Here is a 13,374-nt window from a genome sequence, read left to right as displayed (position 1 = left end):
GCTTACCCCATGTCTGCTGCAAACCTCGTCCAGCTCGGCGTCTTTCTCGGTCTCAATTTAATCGTCGGCATCATCACGTGGCTGCACTGCCGCAAAGCCGACCGCAGTGGCAGCGAGGCAAAGGAATATTTCCTCGCCGGCAACAGCCTCAACTGGGTGTTCATCGCCGGCTCGCTGACGCTGACCAACATCAGCACCGACACGCTCGTCGGCTGGAACGGCAACCAGATGCTGCTCGTCGTCTGCTGGGAACTCGCCGGCGTGCCGGGCCTGATCCTTTTGGCGAAAATTTTTGTGCCGCTGTATTACAAATACAAGTGCACGACCGTCACGGAACTCCTCGAGCGTCGCTACAACAACAAACACATCCGCGCCACCGTCGGCAGTATCTTCCTGCTCGGCGATGTGTTTATTTTCCTGCCGATCATGCTCTACACGAGTTCGCTCCTGTTGAAGACGATGTTCGGCTTGGAAATCCCGCTCGTCGTCATCGCGAGTTGCACTGCGCTCGTCGGCGCTGCTTACGCCATCGGTGGCGGCCTGCGCGCGGTGGCAATTTCCGACACGTATAGCGGCGTCATCGTGCTCGGCATGGCACTGCTGATCGCGTTTCTCGCGCTGAACGCGGTCGACTGGGACTTCACGGGCATTCCCGCCGAACGCCTCACGTTGATCGGCGGACCTGATTCCGTGCTGCCGTGGCAAACGCTGCTTACGGGCATGATTTTCACGCAGCTCTTTTATTGGAGCACCAATCAAACGATCACGCAGCGCATCCTCGCCGCGCCGAATATTCGCGAGGCCCAAAAAGGCGCTTACGGTGCCGCCCTGATTCGCCTGCTCATCGTGCCGCCGATGGTGGTGATTCCCGGCCTGTGCGCGTATAAACTGTTCGGCCCGCTCGGCGACGCGACTTACGGAAAAATCGTCAGCCACGTGCTGCCGCACTGGCTGCTCGGCGCGTTCGCCGCCGCGATGTTTGCCGCTGTGATGACGAGCTACAACGCCACGCTGAATTCCGCCGCCTCACTTTACGTGTGCGACATCCACCAGAAATACATCAACGCCACCGGGCGCATCAAATGGCTTAGCATCTGGCTGCAAGTAGCGTTTGCGATTCTCTCGGTTGCGATGGTGCCGCTCTACATGGGCGCGGAGAGTATCATTCAACTTATCCAGCAACTCCTCGGTCTTTTCAGCATGCCGATTCTCGCCGCGTTCATCACCGGTCTGCTCTTCCGCAACGTCGATGCGCGCGCCGTGATCGCCACGATTATTTTTGGCGCCACATTTTATGCGACGCTGTCGTTTGGCTGGCCGGCATTGTTGAATAATCACCCGACGTGGCCAAAGCCGCCGCATTTCCTTCACCTGATGTTTATCACCGTGTGGGCGTGCGTGGGATTTGCTCTCGCGCTGAATCGAATCGTTTTCGGAAAAAAATCAGAGTTTGAGCTAGGCACGAAGGCATCGTGGCGTAACGTCATCGCGGTTCTCAAAGCCTGAGTCCGCGGCTCGCAGTTCACAAGCGGCCGCTCGTTTATTAACCCTGAAATCCGTTCGTTCTCCATGCTTTCACGTAAACTCGTGTTTATGGTGCTGTTTGGCACCGCTGCTTTTCTGAGCGCCGCCGAAAAACCACTCGCGACTCTCGTCGACGAGCAATTCGCGTTCGCCGCGAAACAATACACCGGGCTCATCGCCCGGATGTCCGATGATCCGGCGCTCCAGCCGCGCAATTTCGTCAACGGCAAGGTCACCATGAGCAATCTTGAATGGTGGACGTCAGGCTTTTTTCCCGGCGCGTTGTGGCTGGTCTTCGAACACACGCGCGATCCGCAAATGAAAGTGGCCGCGGAAAAATTCACCGCGCGCATGGAGCCGATCAAAAATTTCTACGGCCACCACGACGTCGGCTTCATGATGTATTGCAGCTACGGTCAGGGCCAGCGCCTCGCGCCCAACGCCGCCTATCGCGACATTTTGATTCAAAGCGCACGCAGTCTTTCGAAGCGCTACTTGCCGGGCGCAGGCGTGATCAAATCGTGGGACGACCAGGCAAAATGGCCGAATCCCGTCATCATCGATAACATGATGAATCTCGAATTGCTCTGGTATGCCGCCGACCAGACGGGCGAAAAAACCTTCCGCGAAATCGCTTTCCGCCACGCCGACCAGACCCTCGCGCATCATTTCCGCGCCGATCACAGCAGCTTTCACGTCGTCGATTACGATCCCGCCACGGGCCGCGCATTGAGAAAAGAAACGCACCAGGGCTTCGCCGACAGTTCCGCGTGGGCGCGCGGTCAGGCATGGGGTCTGTATGGATTCACCGACATGTATTATTTGAGCAAAGAGCCGCGCTACCTGGAACAAGCCTGCAAGATCGCCGACTTCATCGCGAATCACCCGCGCCTCCCCGCCGACGGCATTCCGTATTGGGATTTCGACGCCACCAACATTCCCGACGCTTTACGCGATGCGTCCGCCGGGGCCATCATTTCGTCAGCCCTATTCAGGCTTTCCTCACTCGTCACCGGGGAACGCGCGCAGCGCTACCGCGCGCTCGCAGAAAAACAATTGCGCGCACTTTCCAGCCACGCTTACCGCGCCGGCCTCGACGAGAACGGTAATTTTCTCCTGATGCACTCCGTCGGCAACATGCCGATCAAAAGCGAAATCGACGTGCCCATCGTCTACGCTGACTACTATTTCCTCGAGGCGTTGGCGCGCGCCTACTGACTGTCAGCTTCCGTCACGCCGCGCGGCGGCTTGCCTGTCTGCGGCGGCACGCCACGCTCCGCCGCATGAGTCCGCGCCCCCGGTTTCTGTCGCTGTTTATTTTGTGCGCCTGCGTGTGCGCATCGCTCACGGCGAGCCACGCGGCAGACTCGCCGAGTTTTCCGAATCCGTTTATCGAACAGCGCGCCGATCCGTGGATTTATCGGCACACGGATGGTTACGCCTATTTCATGGGCACCGTGCCCGAATACGACCGCCTCGTGTTGCGGCGCGCGAAAACCCTGCACGCACTTCCCGCCGCGCCCGAGAAAACCATCTGGCGTAAACACCCGGCGGGCACCATGGGCGCGCACATCTGGGCGCCGGAGATCCATTTCATCGACGGCAAATGGTATGTGTATTTCGCCGCCGGCGCGTCTGATAAAATCTGGGAAATCCGCATCTACGTCCTCGAAAACGCCGCTGCAAATCCGCTCGAAGGCGAGTGGGTCGAGAAAGGCCAGTTGAAGACCGGCTGGGAATCCTTCGCGCTCGACGCGAGCACGTTCGAACACCGCGGCACGCGCTACCTGCTCTGGACGCAACGTCACCCCGACATCAAAGGCACGAACCTCTACATCGCGAAGATGGACACGCCATGGAGCATCAGCACACCCGCCGTCTTGCTTTCAAAACCGGAATTTCCGTGGGAGCAGATTCGCTACTGGGTCAACGAAGGCCCGACCGTGCTGCACCGCAACGGACGCTTGTTCCTCACCTACTCCGCCGCCGGCACGGGTGCGGAATATTGCCTCGGCCTGCTGACCGCCGACGAAAACGCCGACCTGCTCAATCCCAAATCGTGGAGCAAATCGCGGACGCCGGTTTTTGTTTCAAACGCGGAAAACAACATCTTCGGCCCCGGCCACAATTGCTTCTCTACGGAAAACGGCGTCGACCTCCTCGTTTATCACGCCCGCAACTACGCCGAAATTTCCGGCGACCCCTTACGAGACCCCAACCGCCACACGCGCGTGCAACCGCTCACCTGGAAAAAAGACGGCACCCCGAATTTCGGCGTGCCCGCCAAAGAAACCACCGTTCGCTGACTCCCTGAAAATTGCCATGCCGTCAGGTGCAAAGTTTAGCGTTAAAAGTTGAGCGTTCAGCGTTTTCACGTCGCTTCACGCCGCGTCCAGTGGTGAGCGCACGCCGACGCCCGGCTTTTTCATCACGTGGAGATAAATCTGCGTCGTCTCCACGCTCGCATGACCGAGCAACTCCTGCACGGTGCGGATGTCGGTGCCACTTTCGAGCAAGTGCGTCGCAAACGAGTGCCGCAGCACGTGCGGGGTGACGCGTTTCGTCAAGCTGGCGCCGCGCGACGCACTCAGCACCGCACGCTGGAATGCACTATCAGTCAAATGATGCCTCCGCCGCACACCGCTGGCGGGATCCACACTCGTCTCTCGCGACGGAAAGAGCCACTGCCATTCCCAACTTTCGCCCGCTCCCGGATATTTTCGCGCCAGCCCCTCTGGCAGCCACACTCCGGGTAATCGATCCGCGCGGTCTTTTTCCCAAAGACGGTGCAACTCAACCAAGCGTTGTCTCAGCAAAGGGATTAGCTTTTGCGGGAGCACCGTGACCCGGTCTTTGTCACCTTTGCCGCCCCGGACCTGCAACTGGCCGCGCGCAATGTCGAGGTGATGGATACGGAGCCGCATCAATTCCATCAAACGCAGTCCAGCCCCATAGGCCAACTCAGCCATCAACCGATAAGTTCCCTCCATCGTCGCAAACAACGCCTCGCACTCGGCACGGGATAAAACCGTCGGCACACGCTCCCGCGGCCGGGCCCGACAAAAATCAATCTCACCCAATTTTCGATGCAGCGCTTCTTGCATGAGAAAAACCAGCGCATTGAGCGCCTGCTTCTGCGTCGATGGACTGGCCCGCAACCGCACCGCCAGATCGGAGAGAAATGCCGCCACGTCGCCCGCCTCTGCCGCATAAGGAGAACGCGGAGCAAGGAAGCGGGCGAAACGTGAAGCCCATCCGCGATACGTTTCCTCCGTTCGCCAAAGCAGGTTTTTCCCGCGCACCGCTTTGACCAAATCACGTTCCCAGTCCGCTCCACCCAAGTCGTGGGCGGCCAGCGGAGGCACGCCTGAAATTGCCCCCGGCTGCGCCGCTTGCCTGGCGGCGCGATAAAACCACCTTAACGCCTCCCGCGCCGGTTCCCGCGTCTGCGGCTCCCGAACCATGAGATAGTGTTTAGCTGCCTCGGCGGTCGCAGGAGCCCGCAAGGACTTACACTGCTTAAGAAACGAAATAATTTCCCGCGCGTAACTTTGCTTAAGGGCGAGAGGTAGGTTGGTTTGAGCCAACGCGTGTTTCCACGAAGGGAATGAGATGGGCTGCTGATTCATGTGATAGCGGCCCGCCGTCAGGCATCAGTGCGGCTTTTTGCGGGGCCTACCGCAACCGCAAAAAGCCGCACTCAAAATCTGCGCCCTTGCGCCCCAGAGATTTGCTCCTTGTGCTGCCGCCATGAATCACTTTCCAGTGCGGCTTTCGAGTGCGGCATAATAACACTGTTCGGCAAAAAGCACGCACATGAAATGGCTCGTTACTTTCGGCAGCGTAGTTCTCGTAACTTTCTGGGCATCGCTAGCAATTTTCATAGTTACTTGGTGGCTCGCTGGAAAAGAAATTGGCGAGATGCGCAGTGCGGTTGCTCTGCTCTGCACAGTTATCGGAGGCGGTATCGTGGCGGTCTTGGCGACGATCGCCGCAGTGATCTGGACTTTAGTTCAACGGAAACGCGACAAGATAGAAAGTGGGCTTTTGCACGCCATCTTAGCCGAAATCCCTCAAACGCCGAACCAATCGTCACAGCCAACGTCGCTAACGCGACGTGACTGAGCTCAAACGTTAGGCAGAAAGCAGCATGACCACTATGGACGCGCTCAAGCAGTTCCGAGAGGCAGCGATTGCCAAAGGAGATTTCTCGGCGCGGAAGAGAGACGCAGCGCTGCATCAGGCGATGTCAGAAGCCATTTGGTGCCTCGAAGCCGAAAAAGATGGAAGCGCTGCCATGCATGTTCTGCTCTCCGATCCAAAAGAAGAAGTCCAAGTTTGGATTGCGGCTCATCTGCTGTCGAAGGGTTATGAGACTGCTCGAGAGGTCTTGAAGAGGCTTTCCCTTGGCTCTGGGCCTCGCGCCTTCAGTGCATCGATGACCCTTTCCGAGCACGCAGGCCGCAGGCTTCGGACGCCATTTCCTAAGAAGGAAGAGCCTAACCAGGCGCTAGAGCCAACGGCCCCAAGCGACCGTGGCTCATCTTGAACGTTGAGCAAAATGAGCTTTCTCGCGAAAATCTTTCGCCGCCGTCCTCGACCGAAGCTCGACCTGTCGCATCCACAGGTTGTCGCGCTGTCCGCGCGCTTGCGCGCTCTGCATGCGATGCCGATATCCTCGAAAGAAGAAGTAGCGGCTTGGGAGGTCGAAGCCGAGAAATTGCGGGAGCGACTATATGAAGACTACAAAGAGGTTTACGATTCGCTGCCTCACGAGATCGAGCACTACCTAGTCGATGTCGATATCCGCGCGAAGGATCCCGGTTACGCGAAATATCAGGCAGAACAGTTGGTGGAGCTACTCTCTCTGCCAGAAGAAATGCCTAACCAATCGCCAGAGCCAATGCCGCTAAAGCGGCATGGCTCATCTTGAACGATCGGCGGAAGAAAGATGAAGTTTCCCCAAGAGTTCATCGATTACCTGCGCAGCGACGCGCCGAGATTTGGCGACCTACCCAGTTTTCCGGTTTATTTCCAGCTGTGGGAGGAACCCGAGTTGGAGCTGTTCAATGCCGATTACGAGGTTTCGAAGTATGCGCCCGGTTTCTTGGGTTTTGGAAGCGACGGCGGAGGCGAGATGTTCGCGTTCGATGAGAAAGGAAGGATCTTCGCGTTACCCTTCATTGGCATGAGTCCCAAAGATGCGACGTTTGTTTGCGAGAGCTGGGCCGAATTCGTTTCCCGCATTGTTGTCTCATGAAAACTGCCTCCAATTTCGAGAGCCCTGGTGATTCTTTCACCGCAGGTGTGCGGCAGCTTATCTTTGAAATGGGGCCTTGGATCATTGTTTGGATCTTGGTGGCATCGCCATTCATTTGGCTGCTTTTACGCCGTAAAAAGAAAAGCCGGAGTATCGCTTCAATCATCGTAAGCGCGCTGTTACAGACGGCACTCATCGCCGCAGTCTGCGTAGCCATTCACGGAATTTTGGCGTTTGGTGAAGCCTTCGGGAGCGCCATCGACAGGGACCGTGTCCGAGTTTTTGTATTCCTCACTGCCGCATTTCTCCCTACTGCGATTTTCTGCTCTGCGCGAGAATCACGAAATGAAAAAAACGCCTAACCAGACGCTAGAGCCAACGGCCCCAAGCGGCCGTGGCTCATCTTGAACGTTAGGATTGAGCATCAGCAGGACTGATGGGCCTCGCGTCCATGGCTCGACCACCCCGGCGGATTCGTGCGGGAACCCAAATAAGATAAGCGCGAGTTGGTGCAGAACTTAAATTCAGCGCACGGCCAATCGCGATTCTACATTCGTCACGCCGCTGGTTTCGAGCGCGAGCGTGATGGCTCGGCCGATGAGCGCTTCGGAAGGTGCGGTGCCGTGAAGCGTCACGTTGCCGTCGCGGCAATCGACGTTGATCGCGAGCGTGGAGAGTTCTTTTTCGACGAGGTATTTGCCTTTCAACACGGTAACGATGCGCGCGTCGTCGATGCGCTCGCCGACCACTTTGGCTTTTGAACGCACCACGCGACCGGTTTCCGAAAGTTCCCGTTTGATGGAGTCGGAGTTCAGGTTCCAGTCGGAGGTTTTGTTGACGACGGCGTCTTTCGCATCGACGGCGGCATCCTTGCTGCGCTCGACAGCGGAATCGACGCGTTGGCCGACGGTTGGATTTCCTGCGTAAGCCTTGGTCGCCTGACTCCGCTGGTAATAATGCCAGCCAAACGCGCCGGCGATGAGCCCGAGAAGGAAAAAGATAATGGCGTTTTTCATAGTTGTGAATGATGTGCATTCTGTGACCGGTGCGGCGGCTTAATGTTCTTAGTTCTGCCGTATAAACCCCGGAGTTTGCCATGAAACCCATCTCTGATTTCGCGGTCAAAATGCCGATGCATCTCTTCTTTGCACGCACCCTGCGGTGCACGTTTGGCGCGGTTCTCTGCGCGATAGTCCTGACGCTTTCCGCTCACGCGGCCGTGGGCGGTTTTTCCGCGACGCTTTCCAACGACCAACAACTCGACGCGGGCATCACTTTGCTGACAATCGAGCAACGCACCGCGCTCGACCGCTTCGTCGCGAACGAACTCGGCCAAATCAAATCCGGCAAAGTCGAGGAGTTCGACGGTTCTTTCGTCAGCCGGCGCAGTGACGATGAATTAAAAACCGCCGGGCTCACGCAGCTCTCGGCCTCGCAACTCACCAAGCTCAACGAATACGCTGCCGCCATCCTCGACTATCGGGCTCCGCGCGAGCGTCCGCGGCTGAAGGACAGCGACGTCTTCTCCGCCAAACGTAAACCCGAAGTGCACGGCGAAGTGACCCTCGCTTACGGCTGGGGCAGCGGCGGTCGCGAGATGCGCGCCGGCTCGATGTATGTAAATTATTACGACCCCGCGAGCCGTGTGGGTATCGGCATCGGCGTTTCGCAAATCGAAGGGGACGGTTTCTTCGGCTATCCCGGCTACGGCTTCAACCCGTGGGGCTGGGGTTCGCGTTATTATTTAAACGACCCGTTTTACTGGGGCCCGTCGTATTTTGACACTGGTCCGGGCCGTTACGGATTCGCGGACGATGACTACTCGGTTCGCCATCGCTACCGCTCGGGCGCGTGGCGGCGCTGAGTTTCTCGAACTTTCGGGCCAACGGCCCGCTCGCCGCGGCACAATCAAACGCGCACGCGCGGTTTATTTCACGAGCGACTGATAGATCAGGATTTTGAATTTCCGATCCAGATCGACGCCGCCGGACGGACGGAGTTGCGTGAGCATGAAGCCGACTAGTTTCTCCTGCGGATCGACAAAATACTGCGGGTAATACGCACTGCCCCAGCCATACGCGCCTTCCGTGCTCAGTTCGCCGTGAAAACCGGGATCGGTGTTCACCCAGAAGCCAAGGCCGAAGCCCGCCATGCCGCCGCGGAAAAGCGTGCCCGTATGATTCTCACTCATCAAACGCACCGTCTTCGGGCTGAGCAGGCGCACGCCTTCGAATTCGCCTTCGTTGAGCAGCATCTGCAGGAAACGCCCGTAATCGTTCGCCGTGGACAGCAAGCCCGCGCCGCCCGAGAAACATTTGCGCGGCCCGTCGATGTAGTGGCCTTGCTCGCTCTCTTTGCGGATCAGCTGACCTTTCTCGCGGCTGTAAACCACCGCGAGGCGATCAACTTTTTCCTTCGGCAGAAAAAATCCGCTGTCCGTCATTTTCAGTGGCTGGAAAATACGTTCTTCGAAAAACTGATCGAGCGGCTTGCCGGAAACCACTTCCACCAAATACCCGAGCACATCGGTGCCGAAGCCGTAAACGAAAGCTTCGCCGGGTTGCGACACGAGCGGCAGTTTCGCGAGACGTTTGATCGCGTCGCCCACGGGTTCGTCTTTATCCGCGAAATACCAGCCCTGCACGCGCGCCTCTTTGTAGGTTTCGTGCACGAGCGTGTTGGCATCACCGTAGCTCAAGCCGGCCGTGTGGCACATCAGGTCGCGAATCGTGATCGCGCGCTTCGCCGGCACCGTGCTGTATTTCGTGCCCGCCGGCGCATCTTTCGCGGGCGGCACCGCGACGACGGAGTTCGCGAACTCGGGAATATATTTCGAAACCGGATCGTTCAGCAAAATTTTCCCTTCCTCGTAAAGCATCAGCGCGGCGACCGTGGTCACGGCCTTGCTCATCGACGCGAGCCGGAAGATCGAATTCGTCGCCATCTTCGTGCCGGCCTCAACGTCCTGTTTCCCGTAAGCCTTGAGCTGCTCCACGCGGCCGTTGCGTGACACATACATCACCGCACCGGCGATTTGTTGGCGCGCGATGTAGTCGTCGATCACCGTGTCGAGCCGGCCGAGGCGCTCGCGATCGATGCGCAATTGCGACTTTTCTTCCGCGCGTATCACCGGAGCAGCGACCAGCGACACCATCGCAATTATCAACGCACCCACTCGCAGCAGAGGTAATTTCATCCGCGCACCCAACATTCTGGGATTGCCGCTTTCAAACCAATTTCCGCCTATGACCGTTATCTGAATTCAATTTCCATCGTGAACATCGACTCCGCCGACCTGCTCGAACGTTTCCTCCGCTATGTGCAAATTGACACGCGCAGCGACGACCACTCGCCCACCTCGCCGAGCACGCCCGGCCAGTGGGATTTACTGCGCCTGCTCGAAAAAGAACTGCGCGCGCTTGGCTTGAGTGACGTCGTGCTCACGGTGCACGGCTATCTCCTCGCCACGCTGCCCGCGACCTCTGCGAAAAACATCCCCGTGATCGCGTGGTTTGCCCACGTCGATACCGCTACGAATCTTCCCGGCGCCGCCAAACCGATCGTGCATCGCGCCTACGACGGTCGCGAAATCGTTTTGCCCGACGACCCCACGCAAAAAATTTCCGTGGAGACCACGCCGTTCCTGCGCGGCGCGATCGGCCACGATGTCATCACCGCGAGCGGCACCACCCTGCTCGGCTCCGACGATAAATCCGGCGTCGCCACCGTGATGTCCGCCGTGCGGCATCTGCTCAAGCACCCGGAAATTCCTCACGGAAAAATCCGCATCTGTTTCAATCCTGACGAAGAAATCGCGCGCGGCGTCACGCACCTCGATCTCGCGCAAGTCGGCGCGGCGTGCGCCTACACCCTCGACGGTTCCGAACCGGGCAGCATCGACTTCGAAACGTTCAGTGCGGACTCGGCGACGCTCGAAATCCACGGCGTCGCCGCGCATCCCGGTTGGGCCAAAAACGTCATGGTCAATGCCGCGCGGCTCGCGGGAAAATTCCTGGCCGCACTCCCGCTTGAGCAATCGCCCGAACGCACCGGCGGCAAAGACGGTTTTATCCACCCGCTCGAATGCACCGCCTCGGCCGAGCACGCAAAAGTCCGCATGATTCTCCGCGACTTTGAACTCGCCGGCCTCGCGGCCAAACACGCGCTGCTCGAAAACATCGTCGCCGATCTGCGCGCGGCGGAACCGAAGGCGCGGATCACGCTCACGTTTACGGAGCAGTATCGGAACATGCGTTACTGGCTCGAAAAGGACATGCGCCCCGTCGAGTTCGCCAACGAGGCCGCGCGTCGCGCCGGCCTTACCCCGAACAGCGAACCGATTCGCGGCGGCACCGACGGCTCCGCGCTCACGCAACGCGGTTTGCCGACGCCGAATATTTTTTGCGGCATGCATGAAGTGCACAGTCAGCGCGAGTGGGTCAGTTTGCAGGATATGACAAAAGCGGTTGAAACCCTCGTGCACCTCGCGCAAGTCTGGGAGGAACGTTCCGCATGAAATCTTTTTCGCTCCGCGCCTTTTGGTTCGCCGCTCTCGTTTTGCTCCTCGGGGGTTGTGCCTCCGTCGACACGCAACTCGACCGCGATCTCAACCCGGTTAAATTCCAACGTTTCTTCGTCGTTCAAAATGCCAACGACAACCGCGCGATGGATCGTCGCATCGCCGAAGCACTCCGCGCCCGCGGCTATCAGGCGGAAAACGGCTACCTCACGATGATGCCGGACGACTATCAGGTGATCGTGACGTTTCAGGATCAATGGGCGTGGGATTTCAAAGATCACCTCGCCTCGCTCCGCATCAGCATGCGCGAGGCGAATAAGCCGCAGAATTTCGCCAACGCCTCGCTCGCCGCCCGCCTGCCCTTGCGCGAAGACCCGTCCGTTAGCATCAACCGGTTGCTCGACCGGTTGTTTTCCGGCGCGAAATAAAACCTGCGACTTGGATTCAAGGTGAAGCCTGACCTCCGGGCAGGCTTATCAAGATGCACGCAGCACCTGCGTTTCTCTCACCTGCCCGCCCGAAGCCCGCACGAATTGACACCTATTAAGTGTCAATTGGCACGTCCGTAAAGACGCCACACTCACTGCAGGTTGCGCGCTCGCGCGCAACGTGGCCCGCGCGCAGGCCAGCTACAAACCGACGATTCGTCTCACGCGAACACCGCGGCACGCTCGGTGGCGTTGAGTTCGCGCCATTTCCCCGGAGCGAGCGAACCGAGCGAAAAATTCCCTGTGCGCACGCGCACCAAGCGCAACGTCGGATGCCCGATCGCCGCGGTCATTTTCCGCACCTGGCGGTTTTTGCCTTCCACTAATTCGAGCGCGAGCCACGTGTCGGGCACGGTTTTGCGCACGCGAATCGGCGGCATACGCGGAGAAATTTCCGGCGCGGGATCCAGCCGCCGCACGCCGCACTGCCGCGTCAGATAGCCTGCAATCACGACGCCACGCGCGAGTTCCTTCAAGGCCGCGTCGCTCGGCACGCCTTCGACTTGCGCCCAGTATTCGCGACGATGGCCCGCGTCTGGGTCGAGCAGGCGCGAATTCAATCCGGCTTCGTCGGAAAACAACAATAGCCCTTCCGAATCCGCGTCCAGCCGGCCGAGCGCGTAGACTTTCGACGGCAGTTTAAACTCCGCAAGCGTCCGCCATTGCGAACCGGGTTCGGGCGAGAATTGCGAGAGGACGCCGTAAGGTTTGTTGAAAGCGATCAGCACGGAACGAGACCCTCACGTTCACGCATGCGGCACGACGTAGAAAAACACCGCCGCCCAATGGCACGCACTGCCCGCCATCACCCACAAATGCCAGATCGCATGGTTAAACGGCAACCGCTTCCAAAGATAAAATACCGCGCCGCCCGTGTAACAAAGTCCACCCGCCACCAGCAGCGCCATCCCGCCACCGGACAGCGCGTGGAAGAGCGGTTTGATCGCGATTAAAATCATCCAGCCCATCGCGACATAGAGCAGCGTCGAGAGCAGTTTAAAGCGTCCGGCCAGCCAGAACTTCATCGTCACGCCCACGACCGCCAGACCCCACACCGCACCGAACAGACTCCAGCCCCACGGCCCGCGAATCGTCACCAGGACAAACGGCGTGTAAGTCCCCGCGATCAGCAGAAAAATCGCCGCGTGGTCGAATTTCCGCATGAGCCGGCGTGTGCCTTCGCCGCGAAAACTGTGATACAGCGTCGACGACGTATAAAGCATGACGAGGGTCGCGCCGAAAATCGCCGAACTGGTCACTTGCCACGCGTCACCAAACCGCGCCGAAAACACGACCATCAACACCAGCCCCGCGACGCTGAGCGCGATGCCGAGCCCGTGCGTGACACTGTTGGCGAGCTCTTCGCGGGGGCTGTAAATATCAACCATATGCAAAAGTGACGTGCAAACCCCAGATTTAGCCAGAGAAAATCAAAGTTCGCGGCTTGGCAGAACGCCTGCTCTAAAGTTTGGAATCAGCCCTACTGTTACAGGCATGAAACATCCATCGGTTGAGAGCAATCGGCGGGGGTTGAAGGCTTGACTATGACATAGGGCGGGCGTTCGCTTCGCCTCTAATCCTTG

General features: G+C 58.7%; 15 protein-coding genes. 10 read left to right on the top strand and 5 right to left on the bottom strand.

The annotated features are described in order from the left end of the window. The first annotated feature begins 9 nt into the window (after nt 1-9). From ACRRQW_RS12435 to ACRRQW_RS12425, 3 genes are all read left to right on the top strand, one after another. Nucleotides 10-1,506 carry a sodium:solute symporter family transporter gene (locus ACRRQW_RS12435; protein ID WP_438481771.1) on the top strand — a complete coding sequence of 499 codons (1,497 nt, stop codon included), beginning with the start codon at nt 10-12 and terminating at the stop codon, nt 1,504-1,506. A gap of 63 nt (nt 1,507-1,569) precedes the next feature. After that, complete coding sequence (locus ACRRQW_RS12430; protein ID WP_438481770.1) at nt 1,570-2,742, top strand: glycoside hydrolase family 88 protein; 1,173 nt, start codon at nt 1,570-1,572, stop codon at nt 2,740-2,742. 65 nt (nt 2,743-2,807) lie between these two features. After that, nucleotides 2,808-3,830, top strand: a complete 1,023-nt coding sequence (locus ACRRQW_RS12425) for a glycoside hydrolase family 43 protein (RefSeq protein WP_438481769.1) — start codon at nt 2,808-2,810, stop codon at nt 3,828-3,830. Nucleotides 3,831-3,905: 75 nt separating this feature from the next. On the opposite strand, the gene ACRRQW_RS12420 is transcribed toward ACRRQW_RS12425, so the two are convergent. Continuing rightward, nucleotides 3,906-4,889, bottom strand: coding sequence for an integron integrase (locus ACRRQW_RS12420; protein WP_438481768.1), 984 nt, complete (start codon nt 4,887-4,889; stop codon nt 3,906-3,908). A 785-nt stretch (nt 4,890-5,674) separates the two neighbouring features. On the opposite strand from ACRRQW_RS12420, the gene ACRRQW_RS12415 reads away from it, so the two are divergent. The 4 genes from ACRRQW_RS12415 to ACRRQW_RS12400 are packed head-to-tail and all read left to right on the top strand — an operon-like array spanning nt 5,675 to nt 7,146. After that, nucleotides 5,675-6,073, top strand: a complete 399-nt coding sequence (locus ACRRQW_RS12415; RefSeq protein ID WP_438481766.1) for a hypothetical protein — start codon at nt 5,675-5,677, stop codon at nt 6,071-6,073. 12 nt (nt 6,074-6,085) lie between these two features. Further along, nucleotides 6,086-6,457 carry a hypothetical protein gene (locus tag ACRRQW_RS12410; RefSeq protein WP_438481765.1) on the top strand — a complete coding sequence of 124 codons (372 nt, stop codon included), beginning with the start codon at nt 6,086-6,088 and terminating at the stop codon, nt 6,455-6,457. 18 nt (nt 6,458-6,475) lie between these two features. Further along, the gene (locus tag ACRRQW_RS12405; protein ID WP_438481764.1) at nt 6,476-6,784 is read left to right on the top strand and encodes an SMI1/KNR4 family protein; all 309 of its coding nucleotides are present in this window, start codon (nt 6,476-6,478) and stop codon (nt 6,782-6,784) included. Continuing rightward, the gene (locus ACRRQW_RS12400) at nt 6,781-7,146 is read left to right on the top strand and encodes a hypothetical protein (protein ID WP_438481763.1); all 366 of its coding nucleotides are present in this window, start codon (nt 6,781-6,783) and stop codon (nt 7,144-7,146) included. Before ACRRQW_RS12405 ends, ACRRQW_RS12400 begins: the two co-directional genes overlap by 4 nt. Nucleotides 7,147-7,308: 162 nt before the next feature. On the opposite strand, the gene ACRRQW_RS12395 is transcribed toward ACRRQW_RS12400, so the two are convergent. Further along, a complete protein-coding gene (locus tag ACRRQW_RS12395) occupies nt 7,309-7,800 on the bottom strand; it encodes a BON domain-containing protein (protein WP_438481762.1) in 492 nt (163 codons plus the stop codon). Between the two features lie 80 nt (nt 7,801-7,880). On the opposite strand from ACRRQW_RS12395, the gene ACRRQW_RS12390 reads away from it, so the two are divergent. After that, complete coding sequence (locus ACRRQW_RS12390; RefSeq protein WP_438481761.1) at nt 7,881-8,648, top strand: hypothetical protein; 768 nt, start codon at nt 7,881-7,883, stop codon at nt 8,646-8,648. Nucleotides 8,649-8,711: 63 nt separating this feature from the next. Here ACRRQW_RS12390 and ACRRQW_RS12385 read toward each other — a convergent pair whose 3' ends face one another. After that, nucleotides 8,712-9,980, bottom strand: coding sequence for a serine hydrolase domain-containing protein (locus ACRRQW_RS12385; RefSeq protein ID WP_438481760.1), 1,269 nt, complete (start codon nt 9,978-9,980; stop codon nt 8,712-8,714). 78 nt (nt 9,981-10,058) lie between these two features. On the opposite strand from ACRRQW_RS12385, the gene pepT reads away from it, so the two are divergent. Both pepT and ACRRQW_RS12375 read left to right on the top strand, forming a co-directional pair. Further along, the gene (pepT, locus tag ACRRQW_RS12380; RefSeq protein WP_438481759.1) at nt 10,059-11,300 is read left to right on the top strand and encodes a peptidase T; all 1,242 of its coding nucleotides are present in this window, start codon (nt 10,059-10,061) and stop codon (nt 11,298-11,300) included. Next, on the top strand, nt 11,297-11,731 hold the full coding sequence (locus ACRRQW_RS12375) for a hypothetical protein (protein ID WP_438481758.1): 435 nt from the start codon (nt 11,297-11,299) through the stop codon (nt 11,729-11,731). Before pepT ends, ACRRQW_RS12375 begins: the two co-directional genes overlap by 4 nt. Nucleotides 11,732-11,952: 221 nt before the next feature. Here ACRRQW_RS12375 and ACRRQW_RS12370 read toward each other — a convergent pair whose 3' ends face one another. Further along, nucleotides 11,953-12,519, bottom strand: a complete 567-nt coding sequence (locus ACRRQW_RS12370; RefSeq protein ID WP_438481757.1) for a pseudouridine synthase — start codon at nt 12,517-12,519, stop codon at nt 11,953-11,955. A gap of 18 nt (nt 12,520-12,537) precedes the next feature. Next, nucleotides 12,538-13,179, bottom strand: coding sequence for a PAQR family membrane homeostasis protein TrhA (gene trhA, locus ACRRQW_RS12365; protein WP_438481755.1), 642 nt, complete (start codon nt 13,177-13,179; stop codon nt 12,538-12,540). Nucleotides 13,180-13,374: the final 195 nt, after the last annotated feature.

Origin of the sequence: Oleiharenicola lentus (genome assembly GCF_051660365.1) — a bacterium.
Lineage (GTDB): Bacteria > Verrucomicrobiota > Verrucomicrobiia > Opitutales > Opitutaceae > Lacunisphaera > Lacunisphaera lenta_A.
Note: the sequence above shows the minus strand (reverse complement) of the source record. Positions and strands in the feature narration are given on the sequence as shown.